The 24,281-nt window shown below is 48.1% G+C and carries 26 protein-coding genes; 1 reads left to right on the top strand and 25 read right to left on the bottom strand.

The window, feature by feature from the left end; translation table 11 throughout:
- Position 1: 1 nt before the first annotated feature.
- The 4 genes from fliI to fliF are packed head-to-tail and all read right to left on the bottom strand — an operon-like array spanning position 2 to position 4,766.
- Entirely contained in the window at positions 2–1,408 is a 1,407-nt protein-coding gene (fliI, locus tag A7981_RS11105) for a flagellar protein export ATPase FliI (RefSeq protein ID WP_067268159.1), read from the bottom strand.
- Positions 1,405–2,070, bottom strand: coding sequence for a flagellar assembly protein FliH (locus A7981_RS11100; protein ID WP_067268156.1), 666 nt, complete (start codon positions 2,068–2,070; stop codon positions 1,405–1,407). The genes fliI and A7981_RS11100 overlap by 4 nt, the downstream gene beginning before the upstream one ends.
- Positions 2,063–3,058: a flagellar motor switch protein FliG gene (gene fliG, locus A7981_RS11095; RefSeq protein ID WP_067268154.1), complete on the bottom strand. Its 996-nt coding sequence runs from the start codon at positions 3,056–3,058 to the stop codon at positions 2,063–2,065. The genes A7981_RS11100 and fliG overlap by 8 nt, the downstream gene beginning before the upstream one ends.
- Complete coding sequence (gene fliF, locus A7981_RS11090) at positions 3,051–4,766, bottom strand: flagellar basal-body MS-ring/collar protein FliF (protein ID WP_067268152.1); 1,716 nt, start codon at positions 4,764–4,766, stop codon at positions 3,051–3,053. The genes fliG and fliF overlap by 8 nt, the downstream gene beginning before the upstream one ends.
- Before the next feature lie 191 nt (positions 4,767–4,957).
- Between fliF and fliE the strand changes: the two genes are divergently transcribed.
- A complete protein-coding gene (gene fliE / locus A7981_RS11085) occupies positions 4,958–5,326 on the top strand; it encodes a flagellar hook-basal body complex protein FliE (RefSeq protein WP_067268149.1) in 369 nt (122 codons plus the stop codon).
- Between the two features lie 35 nt (positions 5,327–5,361).
- Here the strand turns inward: fliE and A7981_RS11080 are convergent, their stop codons facing one another.
- From A7981_RS11080 to A7981_RS10980, 21 genes are all read right to left on the bottom strand, one after another.
- Entirely contained in the window at positions 5,362–5,721 is a 360-nt protein-coding gene (locus A7981_RS11080) for an EscU/YscU/HrcU family type III secretion system export apparatus switch protein (RefSeq protein WP_082889304.1), read from the bottom strand.
- Positions 5,714–6,664 (bottom strand): flagellar hook-length control protein FliK, encoded by a 951-nt coding sequence (locus tag A7981_RS11075; protein WP_067268147.1) that lies wholly within the window; start codon positions 6,662–6,664, stop codon positions 5,714–5,716. Before A7981_RS11075 ends, A7981_RS11080 begins: the two co-directional genes overlap by 8 nt.
- A 14-nt stretch (positions 6,665–6,678) precedes the next feature.
- A complete protein-coding gene (locus tag A7981_RS11070; RefSeq protein WP_067268145.1) occupies positions 6,679–6,999 on the bottom strand; it encodes a flagellar protein FliT in 321 nt (106 codons plus the stop codon).
- Between the two features lie 2 nt (positions 7,000–7,001).
- The gene (gene fliS / locus A7981_RS11065) at positions 7,002–7,442 is read right to left on the bottom strand and encodes a flagellar export chaperone FliS (RefSeq protein WP_067268144.1); all 441 of its coding nucleotides are present in this window, start codon (positions 7,440–7,442) and stop codon (positions 7,002–7,004) included.
- 20 nt (positions 7,443–7,462) lie between these two features.
- Positions 7,463–9,451, bottom strand: coding sequence for a flagellar filament capping protein FliD (fliD, locus tag A7981_RS11060; protein ID WP_067268143.1), 1,989 nt, complete (start codon positions 9,449–9,451; stop codon positions 7,463–7,465).
- A gap of 22 nt (positions 9,452–9,473) precedes the next feature.
- On the bottom strand, positions 9,474–9,854 hold the full coding sequence (locus A7981_RS11055; RefSeq protein ID WP_067268142.1) for a flagellar protein FlaG: 381 nt from the start codon (positions 9,852–9,854) through the stop codon (positions 9,474–9,476).
- 76 nt (positions 9,855–9,930) lie between these two features.
- A complete protein-coding gene (locus tag A7981_RS11050; protein ID WP_067268141.1) occupies positions 9,931–10,728 on the bottom strand; it encodes a flagellin in 798 nt (265 codons plus the stop codon).
- A gap of 258 nt (positions 10,729–10,986) precedes the next feature.
- On the bottom strand, positions 10,987–11,736 hold the full coding sequence (locus A7981_RS11045; protein ID WP_067268140.1) for a hypothetical protein: 750 nt from the start codon (positions 11,734–11,736) through the stop codon (positions 10,987–10,989).
- Between the two features lie 155 nt (positions 11,737–11,891).
- Positions 11,892–12,536, bottom strand: coding sequence for a response regulator transcription factor (locus A7981_RS11040; RefSeq protein ID WP_067268139.1), 645 nt, complete (start codon positions 12,534–12,536; stop codon positions 11,892–11,894).
- A gap of 14 nt (positions 12,537–12,550) precedes the next feature.
- Positions 12,551–13,957 carry a sensor histidine kinase gene (locus A7981_RS11035; protein ID WP_067268137.1) on the bottom strand — a complete coding sequence of 469 codons (1,407 nt, stop codon included), beginning with the start codon at positions 13,955–13,957 and terminating at the stop codon, positions 12,551–12,553.
- A gap of 333 nt (positions 13,958–14,290) precedes the next feature.
- Positions 14,291–14,815 carry an SRPBCC family protein gene (locus A7981_RS11030; protein WP_067268135.1) on the bottom strand — a complete coding sequence of 175 codons (525 nt, stop codon included), beginning with the start codon at positions 14,813–14,815 and terminating at the stop codon, positions 14,291–14,293.
- A complete protein-coding gene (locus tag A7981_RS11025) occupies positions 14,812–15,936 on the bottom strand; it encodes a vWA domain-containing protein (RefSeq protein WP_254258563.1) in 1,125 nt (374 codons plus the stop codon). Before A7981_RS11025 ends, A7981_RS11030 begins: the two co-directional genes overlap by 4 nt.
- Complete coding sequence (locus A7981_RS11020; RefSeq protein ID WP_067268131.1) at positions 15,897–16,481, bottom strand: MxaK protein; 585 nt, start codon at positions 16,479–16,481, stop codon at positions 15,897–15,899. The genes A7981_RS11025 and A7981_RS11020 overlap by 40 nt, the downstream gene beginning before the upstream one ends.
- Positions 16,469–17,479 carry a VWA domain-containing protein gene (locus A7981_RS11015; protein WP_067268128.1) on the bottom strand — a complete coding sequence of 337 codons (1,011 nt, stop codon included), beginning with the start codon at positions 17,477–17,479 and terminating at the stop codon, positions 16,469–16,471. Before A7981_RS11015 ends, A7981_RS11020 begins: the two co-directional genes overlap by 13 nt.
- Positions 17,476–18,363 carry a hypothetical protein gene (locus A7981_RS11010; RefSeq protein WP_067268126.1) on the bottom strand — a complete coding sequence of 296 codons (888 nt, stop codon included), beginning with the start codon at positions 18,361–18,363 and terminating at the stop codon, positions 17,476–17,478. The genes A7981_RS11015 and A7981_RS11010 overlap by 4 nt, the downstream gene beginning before the upstream one ends.
- Positions 18,354–19,268 carry a DUF58 domain-containing protein gene (locus A7981_RS11005; RefSeq protein ID WP_254258562.1) on the bottom strand — a complete coding sequence of 305 codons (915 nt, stop codon included), beginning with the start codon at positions 19,266–19,268 and terminating at the stop codon, positions 18,354–18,356. Before A7981_RS11005 ends, A7981_RS11010 begins: the two co-directional genes overlap by 10 nt.
- Entirely contained in the window at positions 19,265–20,287 is a 1,023-nt protein-coding gene (locus A7981_RS11000) for a MoxR family ATPase (protein WP_067268123.1), read from the bottom strand. Before A7981_RS11000 ends, A7981_RS11005 begins: the two co-directional genes overlap by 4 nt.
- A 155-nt stretch (positions 20,288–20,442) precedes the next feature.
- Entirely contained in the window at positions 20,443–20,727 is a 285-nt protein-coding gene (locus A7981_RS10995) for a methanol dehydrogenase [cytochrome c] subunit (RefSeq protein WP_067268121.1), read from the bottom strand.
- 91 nt (positions 20,728–20,818) lie between these two features.
- On the bottom strand, positions 20,819–21,298 hold the full coding sequence (moxG, locus tag A7981_RS10990) for a cytochrome c(L), periplasmic (protein WP_067268118.1): 480 nt from the start codon (positions 21,296–21,298) through the stop codon (positions 20,819–20,821).
- Between the two features lie 5 nt (positions 21,299–21,303).
- The gene (moxJ, locus tag A7981_RS10985; RefSeq protein ID WP_067268350.1) at positions 21,304–22,212 is read right to left on the bottom strand and encodes a methanol oxidation system protein MoxJ; all 909 of its coding nucleotides are present in this window, start codon (positions 22,210–22,212) and stop codon (positions 21,304–21,306) included.
- Positions 22,213–22,298: 86 nt separating this feature from the next.
- Positions 22,299–24,095: a methanol/ethanol family PQQ-dependent dehydrogenase gene (locus A7981_RS10980; RefSeq protein WP_067268116.1), complete on the bottom strand. Its 1,797-nt coding sequence runs from the start codon at positions 24,093–24,095 to the stop codon at positions 22,299–22,301.
- Between the last annotated feature and the right edge of the window lie 186 nt (positions 24,096–24,281).

The raw sequence follows: 24,281 nt of genomic DNA, 5'->3' as shown, positions 1-24,281 counted from the left end.
ACTATGCCTCGAGAATATCCGTCAGTTGCTGGATACTCTGTGCCACATCTGCACGTTCAGCGATATCTTGCTGCAAAAACGCCTCGACGCTTTCATGCCTTGCGATTGCTTCATCTAGGATAGGGTCACTGCCCGGCTCATAGGCACCAACATTGATCAGATCCATACTGCGGGTATAACGAGAATTTAACTGCTTGAGCTTTCTTGAAAGCTTCTGGTGATGCGGTGTGGTGATGTTATGCATCGCCCGACTAATAGATTGTTCTATATCAATCGCGGGGTAATGCCCACTCTCCGCAAGACTACGACTTAACACGATATGTCCATCAAGAATCGCGCGCGCAGCATCGGCGATAGGGTCCTGCTGATCATCACCCTCGGTCAGTACAGTATAAAAAGCGGTGATCGACCCCTCACCCGGGCGACCGTTACCAGCGCGCTCAACCAAGGCCGGCAACTTCGCGAAGACGGATGGCGGATACCCTTTTGTCGCTGGCGGTTCACCGACCGCTAAAGCGACTTCACGCTGCGCCATGGCATACCGTGTCAATGAATCCATAATCAATAATACATTCTTGCCTTGATTACGGAAAAACTCGGCGATGGCGGTTGCATAGCTGGCACCTTGCAAACGCATCAATGCAGGCACATCGGCAGGAGCTGCCACAACAACTGAGCGCGCCAAGCCTTCTTCACCCAGAATCTGCTCGATAAACTCCTGAACTTCACGTCCGCGTTCACCGATCAGACCGACCACAATGACATCTGCTGTTGTATAGCGCGCCATCATGCCGAGTAGCACACTCTTACCAACGCCGGAACCAGCAAACAAACCCATGCGTTGACCACGACCTACTGTCAGCATGCTGTTGATCGCACGTACGCCAACATCCAATACATCCTTGATCGGTGCGCGCATCAACGGATTCAGCGGACGCGCAGTCAATGGAGAGCTATCATTAGTTAACAATGGGCCTAGGTCATCCAAAGGACGGCCTGCGCCATCGACAACACGACCAAGCAGGCCATCCCCTACAGGCAAGTGACGCGCACGGTCTGATGTCCTGCGGCGTGGTGCTGTGCGCTGGCTAGGTTTAGGTAACGCATCGGAGACATCCATCGCATATACCTTGGCACCCGGCGTAATGCCTTCGACACCACTTTGCGGCATCAAAAGCAATTTTTCACCATCAAACCCAACAACTTCAGCCTCTACTTTGCGTCCTTCGGCAAGCGGTACGATGCAAGCACAGCCGATAGGAAGCTTGATGCCAACAGCTTCCATCACCAGCCCTGTCAATTTGGTGATCCGTCCAGCGACCTCAAGCGGCTCAACGATACTAAGTATCTCACTACAATCTTTCATGTAGTTCTGCCAATGCTTGTGATGTGCTAGCACATTACTCATTCTTCTATCCAGTCGCCACTTTGTGCCAGAGCATCGCTGATGCGCTTCCAACGCGTGGCATTGGTTGCATCGATCTGGTTGGCAGCAGTCTCGACGATGCACCCGCCTCGTTCGATACCGGCCTCCTCTAGCACCATCCAGTTCTGCTCAGTCAGCTCGACGGACATATGCTCTTTTAGCAATTTCGCATCTTCAGGGTGTACAAGGATCTTGGCTGGCTTCTGCACATAAGGCAGGTAATGAATCGCATCTTTAACCACAGGAATAATCACCATCGGGTCTACGCTCATCTTTGCCTTGAGCATTGCCTTGGCGATATCCAAGGCCAACTCCAATAGTTGTTCGGCTACTTCTTCATCGGCTTTATGCAAGGCCTCACTAAATCCTTGTGCCAGGTTCTTGAGCTCATCTCGCTCTTCCTGCTCGCGTTCACGGGCTTGTGCCATACCAACGGCAAAACCCTCCTGCATGCCTTTAGTAAAAGCCTCTTTGCGTAAGCCTTCAACAATATTAGCTAACCTCTCTTGCTCAACCGGATCATTCTTCGGCATCTCTTTTTTAGGTTTAATCGGCGTGACACCTGCTTTGCCGTCAGCAAAAGAAGACAACTCCCATCGCTGATAGGCTGTCTGCTGCTCTTTAGGTACAGGTGCGCTAGACATAAGTATCATCCCCCTTACCGGCTAGCATGATCTGGCCTTCATCCGCCAGACGCCTGATGATCTGCAATATCTGTTTCTGTTGAGACTCAACATCGGACAAACGCACAGGCCCTTTGCTCTCCAGATCCTCTTTCATCATTTCAGCTGCCCGGCTGGACATATTCTTGAAGACTTTTTCACGAATTTCAGCGCTAGCGCCTTTGAGCGCAACAATCAATGTTTCAGACTGCACTTCACGCAACATGACCTGAATACCCTTGTCATCGATCTCAAGAATGTTTTCGAAGACAAACATTTCATCCAATATCTTCTGCGCCATGTCCTCATCGTAACTCTTGAGGCCTTCCATGACAGTGGCCTCATTCTCACCGCTCATGTAGTTCATGATCTCGGCTGCTGTACGCACACCACCCATTTGTTGTTTCTTGATATTTTCATTACCTGTGAGCAACTTCGACAACACATCATTCAGTTCACGCAAGGCAGCTGGTTTTACGCCATCTAGTGTCGCAATACGCAACATCACGTCCTGACGTAAACGATCTGTGAAAAACCCGAGCACAGCTGAAGCATGATCTGGATCCAAATGCACAAGGATAGTGGCGATGATTTGAGGATGTTCGTTTCTGATGAAGTCGGCAACGGTTTGCGCATCCATCCACTTCAAACTTTCAATACCGCTTGAATCTTTGGTCTGCAAAATACGGTTAAGCAAACCTGAGGCTTTGTCATCGCCTAAGGCTTTTGTGAGTACGGAGCGGATATATTCATCAGAATCAAAAGAGAATGAAGCGCTCTTGTCGGTTTCAGCCAAGAACTCTTCTATGACGGCTTCAACCTGATCATGGCCCACCGACGTCAAAGTAGCCATGACAGTGCCAAGCTTCTGCACCTCTTTAGGTGCTAGATGGCGCATCACTTCCGCAGCCTCATCCTCACCCAAAGCGAGCATGAGGATCGCGCTTTTCATCACTCCGGCATCACTCATTGCCACTCACCCAGTTAGTTACCATATTTGCGACCAGCTTTGGATTTTCCTTAGCGATCTGCTTTGCCGCGATAAGACTTTGTTCATAGCCCTTAGGCTGAATTTTTCTCGCCTCAAGCAGGGGGTCGCCACCGATATTCACCACCGTATCCTGATTATCGCCAGGCGCGGGCAAATTCTCAACTGGCGGCTGTGTCATCTTGCGTAGCATAGGCTTCATGACACGCGAATACAGCATGAACAGAATCAACAACACTACACCAATACGCAAAAACTCTTTTGCCATACCAATATACTCTGGGTCTTTCCAGAATGGGATGCTTGGCAACAATTCACCCTGATCCGCAACAAAAGAGCTGTTCACCACAGTGAGCGAGTCACCGCGTTCAGTATTGAAGCCCATAGCCTGTTTAGCCAGATCACTGATCTGTGTTTTTTCAGCATCTGTCAGTGCGCGGCTTGTGACCTTGCCTTTGGCATCCATACTCTGAATATTGTTCACCACCACAGCAACGCTCAAGCGTTTGATACCACCCATTGGCTGCTGGGTATAGCGTACGGTCTTATCTACCTCATAGTTAGTCGTCACATTCTTTTGTGAGTTCAATGGCTCTTTCGGTGTTTGAGCCGCCGCGGCGGCGGCTGCAGCTGCCTGTGCTGCCGCAGTGCCCGGTGCAGGCGTCGCGCCATTGGCAGCAGTCGCAGGTGCAGGGGTATTTAATGGCGCAGTGTTAGGGACTGGCGGCTGATTAGATAATGCACCAGGCACACCACCGTTGGTTTGGTCGCCCACTGTTTTTGACTCGTTAGATTGCATGCTGCGAATCGCAGCCTCTTCCGGAGTTTGATTGGGCTTATATATTTCGGCCGCTTGCTCTTGGGTTGAGAAGTCAACTTCGGCACTGGCTTCTGCATGAACATTCTTTGCGCCGATGATGGGCGAGATGATCGACTCGACACGTTTTGCGATGTTCTGCTGCAACTCATCTACATATTTAAGCTGGCTAGGGTCTAGATTATTCAAGCCGCTTTTTTTGCTGGTATCTGACAACAGGTTGCCATTCTGGTCTACCACCGTGACATTCGATACTGATAACTCAGGTACGCTAGTCGCTACAAGATGCACGATCGCACTGACTTGCTGTGGATCCAATACTCGGCCTTGACGCAGATTCAACAACACAGACGCAGTAGGCCTTTGTTGATCACGCACGAATACAGAAGGTTTAGGTATCGCAAGATGGATTCTTGCGACTTCGACCGCAGATACAGCCTGAATAGTACGCTCCAACTCACCTTCAAGCGCACGCTGAAAATTCACCTGCTCAACGAATTGTGAAACGCCGAATTTCTGGTTCTCAAGTAGCTCAAAACCGATATTGCCGCCCTTAGGTAAGCCTTGCGCAGCTAATTTTAAACGGGTTTGGTGGACATCTGTGGCAGGCACAAGGATGGCAGTACCACTGTCAGAGAATTTGTAGGGAACATTCATTTGCTCCAACGCGGCAACAATAGCGCCGCCATCTTTATCGGCATAATTGGAGAAGAGCACACGGTAGTCTGGTTGCTGACTCCATAGCCAGAAAACCACCATGATCGCAGCAACGACTGCCACGCCGAGGCCGAGAACAAACTTGTTGCTCAATAGCGACCTGTTAATCTCAAGCAAATTGCCGTTATTAAAGGCCGCTTCTGTTACTGCTGCCATAATGACTCTCCAATTCAAATGCGTTTGTCATAAAACAAGACTGCATGGGTGACCTATTGGATGTCATTATCTTAGCTCATTTAAATTTTAAATGTCGGAATAGAGCGATTTTCACCATCTTATTTGATGACTGACGTATTTTTTATGGTGATAAATTAGCTGGGAGTCTCAGTAGAAGCGAGGTACCCAGAATGACGATTAATGCGATTGATTCCGGCAGAATCGAAGCCATGCTAGCACAGTTAAAGGCTGCAGCACAAAAACCTGCCTCAGAAAGCACCGCCGCCAAGGGTGGGGCAGCATTAGCCAACATACAGGCGAATCAGGAGACGAAACGCGTCGATTTCTCCGATGCGTTAAAGTCATCACTTGATAACGTCAACAAAATGCAGATCGATGCAGAGAGCATGGGCAAGAACTTTGCCATGGGCGACGACAAGGTGAGCCTTTCAGATGTGATGATTGCCGGGCAAAAAGCCAACATCTCATTTCAGGCCACTATTCAGGTACGTAATAAACTGGTTTCGGCTTACCACGACATCATGAATATGGCGATCTAGTCAACTAGCTCGCCAGACAATACGCCCAGACGAGATTACTTTTCCTCAGTCAAGAGCAAAGGCTGCGGTATCGTGTTGTATTGGGGCTCTGATGGTTTCTCATCGCCTTTATAGATATTTTCCGGACTTTCATTATTCTCAACATGGTATAACCAGGCCAAGATTTCGGCGATCGCCTGATAAAGTGCAGCTGGAATATGGTCATCCAAGTCTACCTGCATCAATAAAGCCACCAAGTCTTTTGATTCATGCACGAACACTTCGTGCTCTTTGGCTTTAGCGATGATCTGTTCAGCAATCACACCCCGCCCTCTTGCTACCACCTTCGGTGCGAGATCTCCTGTCACGTAAGCTAACGCGACCGCTTGCTGATGTGATGAAGCAGCTTTACTCATCCGCAGTTACCGTTAACGCTTCAAGCTTTTGCCCATGTAGCTCAAAAGCATTGACCAAATGCATACTCTGCACTTTAAGTTTGTTTAATGTGACCGCATTTAGAGCCGAGATATTCACCTGCACCTGATCATTGGCGATACGAATACGCGCAGACACTTTACCGAGTTTAGGTAAATGCAGAACAATTACACTGGAGATAGGCGGCTGCTCAGGGGTTTGCGATGAAGATGCTGCTTGATCTTCATTACTACTCTCATCCCGGCGCTCAACCTCCCAATCCATCATCTGACCCGGCCATACCTCACCGCGCCATACTAGTCGCTGGTTTTCAAGAATGGCCAACTGCTGTGCCATTAGCGCAGTCGTGGGCGCATTCGGCTGATTTTGCGGCTCTTGCATCACAGCTTGAAGCGTACGCTGGCCCTCAACGAAATCACGTAGATGCGATTCATAGAACAAGCCGCTATTCGTCAATGCGTTTTTTAATTCCTGCGCTACCACTTGCGGTGTCTTAGGTGTATTAGTCACCACATCATCAGAAACATATTGCGCTGTTACACCCTGCTTCTCGGCCTCTTTAAGCTTTTGGTCTATCCAACGGCCCGTGGGACTTAAATTTGCCTCGTTCTTCGGTGCGGTGACATTCTGCTGCACTAGCATGAATGTCGGTTGAGGGGCATCATTGATATATTTGAGCAGTAGGGTCTGACCTACCGTGGTGGATTTACTAAGGTCCATTTTAAGAATGGCGCCTTCGACTTTGACCATAAAGGTCTTATCGTCGACTTTTGATAGGACATGCGCATAATAATCCTGCCCCTTGAGTAACTGCGTCGCGCGGAAATCAAGGTCTTGGATCGCATCGGCGATCCGTACCGTAGGCAAAATCGGCGTGACCTTATCCATCGGCTGCACGCTGATCATGTCTGGTAGTTTAATCATACTATTGCACTAAATCATTGTAGAGAATGATGGCGACGCCTCTTATCAAAATGCGTTGTATTGATGATCTTGGCAATCTTGTCTTCCCAAGGGTTGACGAGGTTACGAATCTCTCGATCATCTTCAAGAATCTTCTTCAAGCTGGCTACTTTACGCTCAAGTGCCCTACCACTCAAAGATTCTTCATCGCTATTCTGTAATTTCTTCACATAAGCCGCACAATCTAGCTCTAACTGGGCAAGCTTTTCCCAATTCTGCTGCTGGGCAGCCAACAACATCTGGTTGGTGATCTTTGCAACAGACTCATAAATCGCTACGGTGGTGTTTTGTCCCATTATTAGGCTCCTGCAACAGCATAATACGGTTCTGGATTTATACTTTTTGTTTGTGCCGATTGGCCGATCGCCTCCCACGATCCCTTCAAGTCAACTAACAGCTTGATCACTTCTTCAATCAACTCAGGTTGATTCTTTAAATTAGCGATATATAGGCGATTACTCATATAAGCATATAGCGCATCAAGACTTTCAGCGATTTCTCCACCTGCTTTTTTATCCAAGCTTAACCTTAAACCGCTTTCAATAATCATGATCGCCTTGGAGATCAACGCACTTTTCTGTGCAATGTCATGCTCTTTCATCGGCATAATGGCAGACCGACATGCAACGATCGCACCGTCATATAGCATCACGATCAATTTATGTGGATTGGCGGCGGCAACGCCGGTCTCAATCCCGACTCTTGCGTATTCGCCTATGCCTTTATTTGATCCAAACATGATTTCGACTCCTTATTAGCTTATTTAGAGTTAGCATTAAATTGCGCGATTTGTTGTGTCAGGTAACTGCTGGTTGTCTGCATACTACTAATCAATGTTTCAAGAGATGCGAACTGTGCGCGATAACGCGCTTCGACTTTTGCCAACCGGACATTTTGCTCATCTATCTGGTCTGCAATACGATCAAGAGAAGTGGCTAATCCATCGGTACGTGCCTCTATCAGCCCATCTGAGCCTAACATCTGCTGAGCGTACTGATTCAGCTTGTAAGCGGCGCCTTGCGCGTAAGTAACTGTTCCGCGGCTACCCAATGTAGCGCCCGTAATATTCACGATCAAGCCGGTACTATCACCGGAAGTGCTCACTAGGCTTTGACCAGTACCAGTCGCTGCTACTCCATTAATCGTGCCGGCTACATCCAGTCCAGCCACAGCAGTTGGACTACCTCCGAAAAGATCTGTTGCGCCATTTCCGCCGGTAATCGCAACGGATTCACTCGCACCATAATTAGTAGTCGTGATCTTGAGCGCACCGCTATCTAGACTCACTGAAGCTTTTGCGCCAGCAGCGGTTAATTTTGCCTGAATAGCTGCAATCAGGTCTGCCGTATTTGCGTAACTGCCAGCGGCTACATTGATGCCATAACTCACACCACTAATATTGAGGTCTAAATGGTCATTCACACCAGCGACTATATTAAGATTTGGGCCACTACTGCCCAACAATGAGCCTTGCTGCGCTGCTTGGGTGATATTGACGGCATAGGATCCTGGTTTTGTACTTGTGCTGTTTCCTGTCACTTTCACAAGTGCATCAGTACTGGTGCTGCTTGTAGAAAATAAGGCGGCGATATCGCTGAAATTACTATCCATCGCTGTTGCTAACTTGGTCGTATCCAACTTCAAGGTGCCATCACTCTGGAATGCCACCCCGATCTGTGACAAACTCGTGTAAGAACCCGCACCTGTCACAGCCTGCGTCATGATACTTTTTAGCTGGGTAGAGATAGCACGCGCGGTTGAGTCGCCCAATAACTCACCGTTACTGGTTGAATCAACGGCAACGAATTTGGTTAATGTCCTGATCTTGCTATCCAGCGCATTATATGCATCGACAAAAGCCTGCACGGAGGCTTGCACTGTTGTTGTATCTTTAGTCACATCAAGCGATACATTGCTGCCAGCACTTTCTTTCACAAGCTTCAAGGTAACCCCATCGATCGCATCTGTAATGGTATTGCTGGATTTAGTCACGGCAATACCATCAATCGTCAGTAGCGCATCTTTAGCCGCCTGTTTCTCAGTCATGTTCTTACCACTGCCAACAGTCGCTGTTGGGTCATAAGCAAGCTGTGAAAGGCCTGTAGAATCAGTGCTATTACCATCGCTATCTGTCACGTCGATCTTGATCGAATTACTCGTACCTGTTGCAGTTGATGTCACCACCAGCCGATTGGTCGAACCATCGTTAATGATGGTAGCTGTTACCCCCGCACCCGCGGCATTGATTGCATCGCGTACACCTGAGAGAGTGTTATTGCCTGACGTGATATTAATAGAAGTAGTGCTGCCAGCACCATTTGCTGAGAATGTATTGGTGCCGCTGTCATAACTACCGAATGAGATCGTCAGCGTACCAGAACCAATCGCACTGTTAGTTGACGCAAAACCACTTGAAGATAGTTTTTGTTGCTGAGCTAGCTGAGAGACATTGACGCTATAGCTACCTACAGTCGCGTTGCTAGTTGCAGTTGCAGTAAAAACACTACTATCTGACGCTTTTGCAAGTAAGGAATTGAATCCCGATGCAGTCGATAATTTTGCAATCGCAGTCTGAAAAGTAGAAAGTGCGCTGGTAAGCGTACCGTATGCGGATACTTTAGCATTGTAAGCGGTCTGCTGTTGCGTCAGCTTAGTCAGCGTACCTGACTCACCCGTCACCAACGCGGTTACGATGGCATCGACATCGAGGCCAGAGGCAACACCTGTAGTAGAGGTAATAGCAGTCATATTCGTATCCTTAAAACAGTGATTACGCCGTTTGCTTTAGCAACAAACCTTGTAACTTATCCAGCGCCTTTGATATTGCCAATACTTCATCATCCGGAATCTGCCTGATGACTTCTTGCGTATGTTTATCGATTACTTTCACAATAGTTCTACCAGTATCCTTATCGATAGAGAACGTAATGCTATTCGCCACCGGGGTTACAAACTCATTGATACTTTGCACTGCATCTGATAACTCTTCATCACTGATAGGCTTGCTTTGTGTTGCTGGCACATTAGTAACAGCAGCTACTTGGCTAGTCGGCGGTGGTGTAGGTGTCGCAGTCTGAGTTGGTTTAACACTAGTTGAAGCCGAAACCATTGCTCTAGCCGCACTGTATGCATCTAAACTTGAAATCGACATATTCAACCCTCCTTTTTTAAATGCCTACAGGATGATTAATCATCCTGTAGGTAGCGCTTCATGTATTACCGTTAAATTAACCTTGTAACAGTGTCAACACGCTGCTTGGCAAGGAGTTGGCTTGTGCCAGCATCGCTGTACCTGCTTGTTGAAGGATCTGTGTACGTGTCAGGTTAGCTGTTTCTACTGCGTAGTCAGCATCCAGGATACGTGATTTAGCAGCAGATTGGTTCTCAACAGAGATTTGCAAGCTAGAGATCACGGACTCAAAACGGTTCTGAATCGCACCCAGTGTCGCACGGTTCGTATTGGCAGTAGTCAACGCAGTATCAATCGCAGTTAGTGCAGTGTTAGCACCAGTATCTGTACTGATATCACCTGTGATCGTTGAAGCAGCTACCGCTGTTGTTACGATAGTTTGACCGTTATCAGCACCCACTTGGAAAGTCATCGCTGCACCGAATACGGCACTACCGTTGAACTTGGTATCAGTACCCAAACGTGTAACTTCAGAAGTTAATTGCGCAAACTCTGCTTGTAAGTTGGCACGGTCGCCAGAAGTGTTCGTACCGTTGGCAGATTGAACAGCCAATTCACGCATACGTTGCAATGCATCAGTTACTTTACCCAAAGCGCCTTCAGCAACTTGTGAGAAAGAAATCGCGTCATTCGCATTACGGATCGCAACTGTTTGACCACGCACTTGTGCATCCATACGTGTTGCAATCGCTAAACCAGCAGCGTCATCTTTTGCACTGTTAACACGCAAACCTGATGACAAACGTTGGATGGAAGTGTTCAGGCTTGATTGAGATGAGCTCAGGTTACGTTGAGCATTCAAAGAAGCGATGTTGGTGTTAATTACTGAAGCCATGTTAATTCTCCTTCAATTTAAAGTTAAATTTCAATTACATCCGTGTTGCCTTCAGCTTTGCTTCAAATGCGAGGCTGTTGAAATTATTATCGGTAGTGTTTTGAGAAAGTTTAATAAAACGCTAACTTTGTTTTTCTCAACTCACCGAAAACACAGGCACGTTGTGTAACTGATGACGGCTCCAATCGTTAAAACCTTTAATAAATAATTAAATAAAACCTAACTTATTGATAATAAATATTTTTATTAAAAATTTATTTACGAATCCTTCTGCTTCAACACAATATCTCGTATATGTTGAGATACTTTTTCCATTTGTTTCTGGTCTAACGGTTCTTTTAACATCGCTTGAAAATCGTAGATTTCTTTTGTAATCCAGCTTTTTGAGTCCAAAGAAACAAGGACACTTTCCATTAATAAATAGAGCAGTTTAATAAATGCCTTATTTTTTCCGGACGCCTCTTCTGCAAATAAATTGATATGAAAATACAGACTCTTCATCTCAAGAGATAAAGCAACCATCTCTTGCCTAAGGGTTGCCTCTTTCACTTGGTTGCCTAAACGCTCGGCGCGCTTAGCCAAAGTGGGTTCAGCATGCAATAGACCCGGCAAGGTCAAAGTCATGGTTTTTGAAAGCAGGTCACGCCAAAAGCGTGTTGACTGCGTATCTTCACCAAATGCAGAGAACGGCGTGCTTTTAGGTGTTTCGGCTACAGATGCTTTGACCAAATCTACCACTTCATTACTGAATTTTGCCCAATCATCGTTCTCAATCGCAGATGCCAGCCTCAAGCCTTTATCAGTACCGGTTTTGGCGAGCAGCCGTGCCATGCGCAACATGGCCACGTCAAACTTAACCTCGAAGTGCCTAACACCAGTAAGCTCGTTATACATCGCCTCGTACGCTTCTGGTGTCGCTTCTATGTTCTTTTCATGTAGCTTCCGCAATATCTCTTGGGCAAGCTCCGCAGATGATTGGGGGATAGGCTGTACAGTTTCTTCAGTCATGAAAAGTCAATTACCCAAGATTCGTTAAAAAGTGCGTTAAAGAATGCGTTAAAACGATGTAGGGGATAAGCAGTTATCTTATTCAACATTTGGCCAATACAAAAAGCCTAATAGCTGGGCAAAAATAGTCTTAATCAATATATTAGGCCTAAAAATCAATCTACAAGATGATTCTTAATCGCATAATGTGTCAGCTCAGCATTGTGCTTTAGCTTCATCTTCTCAAGTAAGCGTGCGCGATACATGCTGATGGTTTTCACTGATAACGATAATTTAAGCGCGATTTCGCTAACAGATAATCCGGATGCAATCAGCGTCAGTGTCTGGAACTCACGATCAGACAATGATTCATGCGCTGGCGCATCCGACTCCATGCCGACTTGGTTAGCCAAGGCCTCTGCAACCTCGGGCGTGATGAATTTTTTACCAGTTGCCACGATGCGAATCGCGTTCACCAACTCTGATGATGCGCTTTGTTTACTAAGATACCCGGCCGCGCCTGCTTTTAAAGATCGAATCGCATACTGGTCTTCTCGATGCATGGAGAGCATAAGCACTGCCAAGTGGTAATTATTACGCTTAATCAGCTTAAGCGCTTCAAGCCCGCTACGATCAGGCAGGGAAATATCGAGCACGAGCACATCAGCATCGGTCTTCGTGGTAAGTTTGATGGCTTCTGAAGCATTATTTGCCTGAGCGATCACTTCAATATCGTCTGTCTCAGCCAGAATCTGCGCCAGCCCCTGCCGTAAGATGGCATGATCATCGGCCAGAATCACTTTTATCTTTTTATTATCCATTAACAGATTGCATCCTAATGTACCGTTTCACAAGGGAGTTTTACCACAATACGCGTGCCGCTCTTTGCTGCACGCTGAATATTAAAGCTGCCATTCAATAGTGTCAGCCGCTCTGACATCCCACGTAACCCATATGAATTCGCTTTTAGCATATCACTTGGTTCTATGCCTATGCCATCATCCACGACTTCTAGCGTGATTTCCCTCTCATCTGCGGTGAGTGCAACTTTCACCAGCTTGGCTTTCGCGTGCTTGGCGATATTAAATAAAGCCTCTTGGCATATGCGGAACAGGGTAATCGCTTGATCCTGCGTTACAGAAAGTTCTTGTTGATTAGAGGTGAATACTGATGTGACGCCGATCTGCTTCTCAAATTCCTTGGTTTGCCATTCAATAGCTGCCACGATGCCAAGCTCTAGGATATTTGGCCTTAAATCGCCAGAAATGCGGTGTGCTGCTTCAAAGGTATTATCGACGATACCTTCCAATTGCTTGGCTTTTTCAAGCAACTCGGTCTGGTCTGGCTTGATGCGTTTAACGATGGATGAAAGACCTATTTTGATGGCGGTGAGGTTTCCACCCAGATCATCATGGATCTCGCGGCCTATCCTCTGCCGTTCTTGCTCCTTGATCTGCTCCATATGAGCCGATAGCTCTGCTAGCCGCTGACGTGATTGCTCAATCTCATGCTTTTCATTCTTGCTCTGCGTGATGTTGGTCATGATGCCTTCCCATTGAATAGCTCCATCATTCAAGATTCTTGGACTAGAGCGCAGGTTGATCCATTTCGTATCTTGCCATTCATCGATCCAGATGCGGCCTTCCCAATTCAATACGGTCAACTCACTCGCAGAGAGGGTGATACTTTCTTCAAAAGACGTGCGGTCTTCAGGCAACATCATCTCTGAGAACATTGCGGGCACTTTCTTAAGTACCTCAGGCATCAGCCCAAGCAAAGCTTTGCAGGCTTCACTTAAGAAGATGAATACAATATGTCCATCTTCATCAAAACGAAATTGAAATACTAAGCTAGGAGTATTAGAGACGATTGCATGAAAACGTGACTCGCTTTCATCCAGTGCCTGTAGCATGGCTTTTTTAGTAGCCCAGCTGCTTTTTGTGGCAATCAAGTAATCTTGCTGATTAATACGGACAAGCAATACCTTTAATCGATCATCCTGATATATATAGTTCTGCTCTCCAACCTTTTTTCCAATCGTAAAAAGATTGGCTGTCTGTCGATGGTTATTGAGATATTCAATCAGCACAGACTGGTCAATGCCTAATAGGGTTTTCAAATCATAGATATCTAATTTATCGACATCACAAACAAAATGCTCTGCTACGCTTTTATTAGCACTGATGACTTGCATGGATAAAGCATCAATCAGGAATACTTCATCGGATACATCTAGGGTCATTACGTTAAATAACTCAAGAATTTCTGAGGAATGACTCAATGGATAAGGCCTCTTTATTATCTGGCAAACATGACATAACAACACATGCCATTATGATAGACCTAAAAGGCAAAAAAAAACCAGACACAAAGTGCCTGGTTGAGATATCTATGGAGTATGCATGAACACGGTAGATGAGCTATAACCTGAATTTCCAGATCAGTTACACATAACAGCTTGCATGGAACACACTATAAGCGGTTTGAACATTTACGCCCTACGCCTTACCTCCCGAAATAGTATGGGAATAATTCCCGAATTGATTTTATAAGCGATATTCACCGCCATCAGTCTCTATTTAGCTTCAACTTTCGCCTTTAAACCAGCTAAGCCTGTTTGAAAGAACGCTGTCACACCGGTTACCGCAGATTCGTCATCCTGCCCCGCAGGTGGTTCATTGCCAGTAAATGCGCGATAGAAACGTGCCTTCCAAGTGACGACTGTTTTGCCCTCAGCATTCGCGGTCAACTCAAAGCGACCATTCAAGGAGCTTACTGGCAAGGCAGTAATATCGACATCTCGCCCCATGCGGTAAGCATAGCGCGTTTCAGATTCTGAGTAATCATCCAGCTCGTCTTTCAATACGCCACCACTTTTAAAATTCATCGTGCGAGATGCGCCAGACGCATGACCACCTTCACCGGTCGATTTTTGCAATGCCGGGTGCCAGTTTGCAATAGCGCCAAAGTCACTCGCTACCGCCCAAACCTTGGCCAAGGGAGCATCGATCACGATACTTTCTTCAGCCTTTTGCGGTGTCGGGCCGTGTGCAAAACAGACCAGCGGCAACATAGCGATTAACGATAGGATTTTCTTCATGACGTACCTTTCTTGTACTTGGATAAAATTACTTGGATAAAATGGAATACTGAAAATCGTTGATTAGGAAATACATTACGCACGAGGCGGTGCGCATTGAATATTTCCCTAAATAGGCTAGGTCGTTCGACCATAAAGAACGACGCGATGAATAACAACAGGGATGCCATGCCAAAGACAGGTCGTATATCTGTCGCCACCCATTTACGTTCTACAGCAGATTGCTTAAGTGCTGGGGGCAGTTTTTTTGTCTGCTCAAGATGCATATAAGTCAAACCTGTGACTTTGGCTAGCTTTTGCAAGCCATCTTCATTCAAGGCAGATAGATTCTCGTGATTGCCATGTCCCGGATCAGCACCATGCGGTGCATTACGCCCGTGGTAGCCTTCCATCTCCAGCACCGACATAACATCTGCCATGCCGAATGTCGCAAATTGCATGACTTCGTCCTCTGTCCAGTATCCGGTGATGGTGTCGTGCTCATCCAGGTGCGGTATCTCTTGCGGGATGACATCTCCTACACCTACGACGAGCCCGCCTATCTCGCCGGGCTTACCATCGAATTCGGGCATATATTTAGGATTTGCTGGCGGTGCCTGATGGCCATCGGTAAAAAACACCAAGGTGCTGGCACCGATTCTTTTTGCTTCTTCAATACCCCGAAATACCCCGTGAGCGATAAACGAATCTGCCGCCCATGCCATACGCCAGTCAAGATTTTCGGCTGCTTCATCGAGCACAGCAAAGTGTGCGCACACCTCAAGCGGCTTGAACAACATCAAGACATCACGTTCAGTAAATAAGCCAATGCTGGCATTTGAGCCGCAAGGCAGACTACTTAATGCATCCCTGACTGCTGCCCGTGAAAACTCAAGGCGAGACCGACCGGCAGCCCCTGCATCCCGCACATTCATGCTCTGGGTAATATCGACCACAAACACAACAGAATAGACCTTGCGTGGCATGGGTATTGATGGATGTAAAAATACAGGCAGCAACATAATGGCTGCAGCCATTAATAGAAAAAGTGCCGGATGATGTTCCCATAGCGGGTGTACCCAGCGTACCAACCTCCATTTCTTCACGGCATGCCTTTGGGAAAACCGGGGATAGTCGGCCATGCACGTTCCGTGGAAGTTTTGAGTTCTTCCGTCTCATCCTGCTCCTGCTCGTTACGTATCCCCGGTGTCAGGTCAGGGCTGGCTCTTTGCGCCAATTCCATGTTGTGGCGCGCATTCCAGTATTCGGGTGCCAATCTCAAGGATTGCCGGTAGCTTTCTTTTGCCATTGCAAGCAGGGGTGAGGCTTCGTTATAGGCAAGCGCTCCTTCTTCGCGCAATGCTGTCAGCGCTGTCTGGAGATAGATATTGCCCATGTTGTACTTGGCTAATGCTGATATTTCGCGGGGGACATCGCGATCCAATTCACCATAAAGGCTGAGTGCTTTGGTCGTATCTTCTTTATTAGCCGCCTGCTGTGCTGTGAGAAACCTGATTTCAGGCGCATTCATGATCGATTGGTTAGTGACAACTTGATGAGGGTCGCTCAATGCCTGATTAATCTGGGATGCCTGATACCAGTACCACCCGCACCCTAGAATAACAATAGAGGTGACCGTCAATATGGCCCAAGCCAGAATATCCCGCCAAAAGATCATGCGTGCCATGTGTTGATCTCCATTCGCTTAGCCGTGATCAGTAGCCCAAGTGCCATAAGTGCTATGGCATAACCCCACCCTGCTAGGTCGCGTCGCGGTTGTTTTTCAAAATAATGGGAAGGCAGGTTATGCATGCGACCAACATCCTCCATCGCGGCCTTGAGTGCTGTGGGGTTCTCAGCTTCATAGGCTTGGTAGGGAACATTCAATGTCTTGAAATACTCATGCAGAAAATACTCGGGCGCACTGGCTGAATCGTCACCATCTTCCGGTTTGATAAAAATACTGGGGGAATTCACCCCGCGTATGTATATCCAAGCCAAGGCGGCATGTTCACGTGCAAACCATGTCCTGATCTGGTCTTGGGTCTGGCTGTCGATGTGGGCACCGCCATCAGACACAAGTAGTATCAATCGTGCACCGGTGACGGGCTTACCCTTAAAGTAATCAAGCGCCATACCCAAACCACGTGCGACCGCCGTGAACCCCATGCCTTTTACATCAGCACTAGCCAGCGCCGACTTCAGCGCCTCTTGGTCATGTGTTAGCGGCACGACAAACACAGGGGAGGTGCTGAATGTGATGAGCCCGACCAGATCCTGCTTGCGACTCTCAATAAACTGCGCGATCACATCGCGTGCGACAGCACTCTTAGAAAGTGACTGATCCGCAGGCTTGCTGATGTAACGCCCGGCAAAGTCGTCATTCATACTGGCGCTTCGATCAAGCACCATCATGATATGGGCGCCATGCCCGATACGCTCTATCTCAGACTGCTTCAAATGCAGCCCCGCCATGCCCATGACCAACCCCAAGATCATGATGATGCCCAGTAACTTGAGGGTACGCTCGATCCATCTTGATGTGCAGTCAACGGGCAGAAGGATTATGGCCGGATAATCGAACAGGCGCTGCCCGTGCAAAAAGAATGGCACCAGCAGCAGTGACAATATCCAAAGCACCATGGGTGAATCGAACCCTATAGCGTTGAAAGCATCTGCATTCATGGTTTTCGCCCTCTCTCGATCGCACGCCCTTTAAGGCAGAACTTTCTAACCATGGTTACATCCCAAGTGACTTGATCTGATGCGAAAAATAACAGGTTGGATTGTCGGTAAAACTCGGCGATCTCATCTTTCATGACAGCCAGCGCAGGTTTCGACTGCAATAGTTTGCCAATATCGCCAGCAAACACAGCACCGCCTGCGGAAGCGTTCAATGCATGATGGGCAATGGCAAAGGCCTCAGCGTTTTCAATCTTGCGGCTACGAATTCGGGTAAGCAGGCGGCAAGCTTGTGTGAATGGACCGCCTCGCAACCATCTAAAAGGCCGCATATCGTATCGCCACAACAGCCACAGTGAAGTGATGATAAAAATGGGAATAGCAAATGACATCGCGCGTAGCATCACGACTAAAGATATCTTTGGCGGTAACGCATCTGCCTGTAAAGTCGCTGCTATTGGGTCAAGCATAATAGGCAGCAATTGAGATACCATGACTTGCCGTTCATGCACGTTGACTGACAATGCCTCCTTACCAAGGTGCATGGTGGCTGAGAACCCCGGGATGGCAATATTTCGCGTCTCCCTCACTGCCTTGAATATCTGCCAGGTCAACCGTAAGGTGTAATGCCCTTGCTCTGGATTTGCGGAGACGACTTTCATGTCGCGTAACTCGACCCATTGACCTTCCCCTGAGCGCGGCAGTGAGTCTTCCGCCAGCACAGCGCCTGCAGGCCCTTGGATCATGATGGATTCATTGATGACATCGCCGACGAAATATCCACCTGGCCGTAGATGGCTTTCTACCTTGACATCACTTGCAGCCGCTATGCTCGCCCATGCAAGAGATAACAAAAGCAGGCATCGAATAAATGGGATTAATCGCAACGCAAAGGCTCCAAAAAATAACGCGTCATCGCACTGGCATGGAATCGCCCTGTAACAAAAAAGGGAGCACGGCCAAAGTTTTGGCAGACACTTCGCAGCTCTTGCCTGCGTCGCTCGTAACTAGCTGCGATATCGCGCTTCAGTGACGGCCGAAACCACAATAGTTGTTCCTGGCTGCCCTCTGAATCACGCACGCGCCCCAGACCCCAATCAGGCAGGTCGGCGAACTCCGCCTGATCCCACAAGACAACAGGAACGACATCGTGATGGGAAAGTGACTGCAAGATAGTCTTGAGTGAAGCTACTGAAAAATGAAAATCCGAAATGAGAAATACCAGCGCCCGCTCTCGCCCTATGGCATTCGCCGCTAGATTTAATCCCTCGGCACTGCCAGAAGGCGGGGGAGCACTTGCGATACGCTGACGTATCTCCATACCTAATCGACGGCTGCATCTTGGGGGCACAAACAGGTCGCGGTTAACACGCTCATTGCATGCAACAAAACCTAGCCTGTCACCCATTCGCCAAGTAGACCATGCGAGCTGATCGCTGATCTCGGCAATCTGTGCAGCTTTATTGATATTGCCCCTAAACCCCATAGAGGCGGACCAGTCGGCAATAACCCATACAGGAATAGCCGCATTCTGCTGGAATATTTTCACCAACATACGGCGATACGGGTCTCGCGCTGTTGCCCGTAGATCAACTCTTCTTGGATCGGGATGGTCGATCAATAACCCATGCCCGCGAAATATCGCACCATTGCCTGCCATGCGACCCACATGCGCACCGGGTCGCACGCCTGATGTACGCCAATCCAACCGATAATGGATTAACTCATTGGCGCGGCCCAATTTATCTCGTTCCACCATTTGATCTGGGCCCACTAGGCTACCTGCGGTCAAGGTGCAGCTACCTGATTCAGTATCTGGGCCATCAACGCAGGCGCGACAACGTCCCGATTCAGCTCATATACCGGCTGGAAGAAGACCCGATGTGCGACGATTTCGTAAAACACAGCACGGATATCTTCCGGCAACAGGTAATCGCGGCCGGCCAGCCATGCAACCACGCGCGCACCGCGCATCAACATACCCATACCGCGCGGGCTCGCCCCTGCAAGCACCAGATTGCTCATATCGATATCAGACAATTGCACGCCATACTGGCCTGGCGTCACAGTCGCCTGCCATAATTGCAAAGCATATTCCTGCAAGGTAGGGCTAGCCTGAATAGAAGTCTGTATATTCGCTGCCACCTGATTAAGCTCAGCATACGGCAAGACCGCTTCAGGAACGCTGGAGATCAAATGATCGGTATCCTGAAAACGGGTATCGAACATTAACTGTTTGCGCAACACATTGTCCGTGGGAGATTCGATCAATATCTCCATAAAGAAACGGTCACGGGCGGCACCGGGCAACTCGAAGGTTTCTTCTTTCTCTACACGGTTACGGTCGGCGAATAATAGAAAATGGGGGAAGAAATACTCACGGTTGAATGCAGTGACACTGCGTTCGGCCATCGCTCGTAACAAGAGAGAGTGCACCTGCGGGCGGGCACGGTTAATCTCATTGAAAAAAAATACGGAGAGGTCTTCGCCTTTTGCCAACAGCGGGCCGGGGTCGATACGCATCTGGCCGGTGTCATCTATCCAAGTGTGGTAGATAAGGTCAGATGGCATCAGGTCAACCGTGCCCTCTACACGCTGATATGCGCCGCCAAGCGCACGGGCAGCAGCGCGCAGTAATGTTGTCTTACCTACCCCTACATCACCTTCAAGCAACACATGTCCTCGGGCGAACAAAGCGACAAGTAACTGCCTGACTGGATGTTCCTGACCTAGGGTCACATGGTTGATGGCCTGTTCAAAGGCAAATGCACGATGCTGCCAATCAGCAAGTGCGGAATTCGTCTGGTTCATGGAGTATCACCATCAGCTTGGCCAACTACCGGACATACTGGGAAATATGTAGCCTGCAATACGGCGGAATTGAAATAACCCGACAGATATTTGCTGTCGCGCCACTGGGAGAAACATCCGGGCAACGAAAGGGAGAGGAACGTTGCCCGAATGATTTACTTCACGTCGTACTTGAACGTACCAGTGGCCTTAAGGTTGGCAACACGTTTAGCATTACGCTCGTTCATGGCATTGATAGCCTTCTCTTGCTTGCTGATTTCTACCGCATCGTGCTTAGGGTCGTACTTGGATCCAGCGATTTTGTCCGGGAAACCAGGTTTCGGTTCCCAGCAATTGCCCGGCTCTTTACAGTTCTGTCCGTCATATGCGAATGCACTCGCTGAGAAGGCGAATACCACGGCGCCCATCAGGCTAATCTTTAACCAGTTCTTACTTTGCATTTTATTTCCTCCGAATCCCTGGCAGTTAAAAATCTCTTCGCGAAGGCCAGGCGCATATCGCGAAAAGGATCTAAATCAATCGAATTAATTGTTAATTGGTAATCCATTTGGCTTTATCAGGATCACCGGTATAGATAGAACGTACCCAGCTCATGATCTGCAACATCTCGTCCTGCGTAAGACGGCCACGCTGGGGACCCATCATGCCTTCTGCACCACCGAAGATAGTCTCGAACAACCCTTTGTCGGTCATGTTCTTTGGATAAGTCCAATAATCATCCGACAAGGCTGGCCCCAGCTTGCCTTCGGCCAAATGTCCATGACAACCAGAGCAAGCTGTCGAGAATAGACTCTCGCCATGGTGGATTATTTCAGCATTGCTGTTATAGGGATTAACACCCGTCTGCTTGAACTGCTTCACAGCAGGCGTTTCAACTTCACTCAAACCGCTAAAATCAAGCATCTCGCCCGATATCGTCCCTCTGAATATCAAATCATCTGCCATGGCCATGGCAGACACCACTGCGGCTAACAACGCTGACAAAACCATCAGCTTATGCCCTTTACTCATCACTATTACCCCTTACTACCGTTAACGAAACTCTCACTCACCGACTTTGCTTTCTCTATAGGCAACAAAGGAATCCCCTCTGCCCGCAAGATAGCGTCGACGTCATTCTTTCTTTTCACCAATGCGCGCTCCAGCTGCGACTCAAGCTCGGTATCTGACTTACGTACCCCGATGCTGACTGAGAACTGGTGCGGCACTTTCTCACCGTTGGATTTTTTGGCGTTATCAACAACCAGTTTCTCTACCAAAGGCACGCTTGATTGCTTCACATAACGGGCAGCGGCTGGTGCCCATAACACGGCAACATCCACGCGGCCATTCAAGACATCATTGACTACCCGCGATGGGTCGTATTTGATGTAATGATTGCGCGGAGATTTGTAATTCGATATCTCAGCTTTGTACTGGAACATATCCACAAAACGTTCGATCTGCACCAGCATGACTTCTGGCGGTGTTTCAGGAATCCAGCCGATCTGCGTTTTTGGATTCTTCAGATACTCGCTATTCCAATCGGTCAGACCCAGATCACCTTTATCTTTCTTATAAATAAAGACATAACCTGATTTGTAATACGGTGAGGTCGTCGCCATGCGGGGATCATTAATATCCGCGCCAATGACCACATCACATTTATCCTTGTCCAGAAAATCGCGTACGACATAACGCGCATCTTTCCACCACACATATTCGACTTTGCGCCCCAGCTCATCCGCCAGCACCTTTGCGATCCGATTCTCAAACCCTTCAAGATTCGTGTTCGAATAGGGCAACTCATCCTCCCCTGCACAGATCCTTAATGGCTCTTTTCCATCTTTGGCATCTTCAGCAGCAATCGCATTGCTACTCATCACAAAGATACTTGTCGCTAGCAGCAGACCTAGCTTAGCCAGACTTAATTGGATCGGTTTCATTGCATCGACTTCCTTTAACATGTCTTTTCTAACATTCGATAGAACCGCCAACACCATCAAAGCATTGGCGGTTATTTCACATCAACTTACAGACCAAACACCATCACACCACCACCCATTTGGGTATAGTTCTGGAGTTCTTTGAAAGCACCTACAGCACCAAGACCAGCACTTGGATCAGTCAGGTCGAATACCAGACCAACGCCGGGCCAACCGCCTACACCATAGTTAGTAGCAACGAACTGCTTGCCTTTATATGAATAAGACATTGGTGCACCGATTGCGCCAGAAGGCATCTTGAAGTTCCAAAGTTCCTTACCATTGGTCTTATCAAGCGCTTTGATCTTGCCATCGAGTGTGTTGTAGAACACCAGGCCACCTTTGGTTGCCAATGTGCCACCCCAAACTGAGAACTTCTCCCATTTGGTCCACTTCACAGCACCCGTCACGCCATCCATCGCACGGACTTGCCCCATTTCTTTCTTGGTCGGGCCATTTGGCCCGGGATACATCGCCAGCGTGGCGCCAACGAAGAACTGACCAGCACGGTATGGCAGCATGAACGGCTCCCAATCCATACAGATATGGTTCAAGCCAAAGAAGAACGTACGGCTATCCGGGTCGTAAGCATCAAGACCTTGGTTATGGAAACCCATCGCAGAAGGACAGATATTGGTACCTTTATGATCCATACGTGTACTGAACTCTGGATCGCGAACTGGCAGACCAGTCTTCAAATCCACTTTTTTGAACACATTCACGGCAGGATCAACTTTTGCAGCTTGCACGATAGAACCGGTATTACGGTTCAATGTGTACATGATGCCGTTACGGTCAACGTGGGTTAGCAGAGGGGTGACCTTGCCATCGACAGGTTGATCGGTCAGGATCATCTGGTTCACACCAGCGAAATCCCACTCATCATGAGGCGTCTTTTGGTAACCCCATTTTGCAGCGCCAGTGTCCACATCACGTGCCCAAATAGTCATCGTCCATTTGTTATCGCCAGGACGCATCGTCTCATTCCAAGGTGCCGGGTTGCCTGAACCATAGTAGAAGAGGTTCAGTTTAGGGTCATAGGCATACCAACCCCAATTAGTACCGCCCCCGATTTTCCAGGCCTCGCCTTCCCATGTCTTGGTACCAAGACCGAACTGGCCGTAGTGAGGATTATCTTTATTGAAGTCTTTTGAAAGGTTCAGCTCATTGTCAGGACCAGTCGCGAAAGAACGCCAGATGATCTCACCTGTCTTTTGGTCGTAAGCCGTTACATAACCACGTACACCCAACTCAGCACCTGAACAGCCGACCAAGACTTTGCCCTTAACCGCAAATGGCGCCTGTGTGATGGTAGAACCAACTGCAGGGTCACAGTTTTCCATCTTCCAAAGCTCTTTACCTGTCTTAGCATCCAAAGCCACCATGTGACCATCAAGCTGCGTTTTGAAGATTCGACCATCGTCATACGCAAGGCCGCGGTTCACGATGTCACAGCAAGCCACCGACTTAACAGAGGCATCCTGCTTAGGTTTGTGCTGCCATACGATCTTCTCTGGCTCAGCCAGATTCAAAGCGAATGTATTGTTAGGAAATGGCGTGTTGATATACATCATGTCGCCAATGATCAATGGCGCACCTTCGTGACCATGCAGCAAACCGGTCGAGAACGACCAGGCCGCCTTTAGATTCTTGACGTTACCGGTATTGATTTGTGAAAGTTTGCTGTAATGCTGACCAGTATAGTCGCCCGTTTGCATCGTCCAGTTGCTTGAATTTGCTTGCAATGCTTCCAGTGAATCGGCAGCAAAAGCTGCCGCCGGAAACATCGCAGTCAACGCCAGGCTCGCAGCACCAAAGCCTGCGGCTGTTATTATTGACTTCATCTCGGAATCCTCCTCATGTGTTGATATAGTCCTACTCCCTCCACCCAAATCCATTCGGCTTTGAGCGAGGCAAACTATCGCAAACCTTGGCTAATCACACGAGGTGTGCCATTCACATTTAACAGGGGAAAAATTCACTTATTACAAATTGTTATTTTTATTACATATTGAAACAATTAAGGGAAA

Source organism: Methylovorus sp. MM2, from assembly GCF_001648895.1.
Classification (GTDB): domain Bacteria; phylum Pseudomonadota; class Gammaproteobacteria; order Burkholderiales; family Methylophilaceae; genus MM1.
Note: the sequence above shows the minus strand (reverse complement) of the source record. Positions and strands in the feature narration are given on the sequence as shown.

Bases quoted from the DNA above. Each gene is read 5' to 3' on its own strand.
- fliI (WP_067268159.1), bottom strand. From the start codon at position 1,408: ATGAGTAATGTGCTAGCACATCACAAGCATTGGCAGAACTACATGAAA.
- A7981_RS11100 (WP_067268156.1), bottom strand. From the start codon at position 2,070: ATGTCTAGCGCACCTGTACCTAAAGAGCAGCAGACAGCCTATCAGCGA.
- fliG (WP_067268154.1), bottom strand. From the start codon at position 3,058: ATGAGTGATGCCGGAGTGATGAAAAGCGCGATCCTCATGCTCGCTTTG.
- fliF (WP_067268152.1), bottom strand. From the start codon at position 4,766: ATGGCAGCAGTAACAGAAGCGGCCTTTAATAACGGCAATTTGCTTGAG.
- fliE (WP_067268149.1), top strand. From the start codon at position 4,958: ATGACGATTAATGCGATTGATTCCGGCAGAATCGAAGCCATGCTAGCA.
- A7981_RS11080 (WP_082889304.1), bottom strand. From the start codon at position 5,721: ATGAGTAAAGCTGCTTCATCACATCAGCAAGCGGTCGCGTTAGCTTAC.
- A7981_RS11075 (WP_067268147.1), bottom strand. From the start codon at position 6,664: ATGATTAAACTACCAGACATGATCAGCGTGCAGCCGATGGATAAGGTC.
- A7981_RS11070 (WP_067268145.1), bottom strand. From the start codon at position 6,999: ATGGGACAAAACACCACCGTAGCGATTTATGAGTCTGTTGCAAAGATC.
- fliS (WP_067268144.1), bottom strand. From the start codon at position 7,442: ATGTTTGGATCAAATAAAGGCATAGGCGAATACGCAAGAGTCGGGATT.
- fliD (WP_067268143.1), bottom strand. From the start codon at position 9,451: ATGACTGCTATTACCTCTACTACAGGTGTTGCCTCTGGCCTCGATGTC.
- A7981_RS11055 (WP_067268142.1), bottom strand. From the start codon at position 9,854: ATGTCGATTTCAAGTTTAGATGCATACAGTGCGGCTAGAGCAATGGTT.
- A7981_RS11050 (WP_067268141.1), bottom strand. From the start codon at position 10,728: ATGGCTTCAGTAATTAACACCAACATCGCTTCTTTGAATGCTCAACGT.
- A7981_RS11045 (WP_067268140.1), bottom strand. From the start codon at position 11,736: ATGACTGAAGAAACTGTACAGCCTATCCCCCAATCATCTGCGGAGCTT.
- A7981_RS11040 (WP_067268139.1), bottom strand. From the start codon at position 12,536: ATGGATAATAAAAAGATAAAAGTGATTCTGGCCGATGATCATGCCATC.
- A7981_RS11035 (WP_067268137.1), bottom strand. From the start codon at position 13,957: ATGACCCTAGATGTATCCGATGAAGTATTCCTGATTGATGCTTTATCC.
- A7981_RS11030 (WP_067268135.1), bottom strand. From the start codon at position 14,815: ATGAAGAAAATCCTATCGTTAATCGCTATGTTGCCGCTGGTCTGTTTT.
- A7981_RS11025 (WP_254258563.1), bottom strand. From the start codon at position 15,936: ATGGCCGACTATCCCCGGTTTTCCCAAAGGCATGCCGTGAAGAAATGG.
- A7981_RS11020 (WP_067268131.1), bottom strand. From the start codon at position 16,481: ATGGCACGCATGATCTTTTGGCGGGATATTCTGGCTTGGGCCATATTG.
- A7981_RS11015 (WP_067268128.1), bottom strand. From the start codon at position 17,479: ATGAATGCAGATGCTTTCAACGCTATAGGGTTCGATTCACCCATGGTG.
- A7981_RS11000 (WP_067268123.1), bottom strand. From the start codon at position 20,287: ATGAACCAGACGAATTCCGCACTTGCTGATTGGCAGCATCGTGCATTT.
- A7981_RS10995 (WP_067268121.1), bottom strand. From the start codon at position 20,727: ATGCAAAGTAAGAACTGGTTAAAGATTAGCCTGATGGGCGCCGTGGTA.
- moxG (WP_067268118.1), bottom strand. From the start codon at position 21,298: ATGAGTAAAGGGCATAAGCTGATGGTTTTGTCAGCGTTGTTAGCCGCA.
- moxJ (WP_067268350.1), bottom strand. From the start codon at position 22,212: ATGAAACCGATCCAATTAAGTCTGGCTAAGCTAGGTCTGCTGCTAGCG.
- A7981_RS10980 (WP_067268116.1), bottom strand. From the start codon at position 24,095: ATGAAGTCAATAATAACAGCCGCAGGCTTTGGTGCTGCGAGCCTGGCG.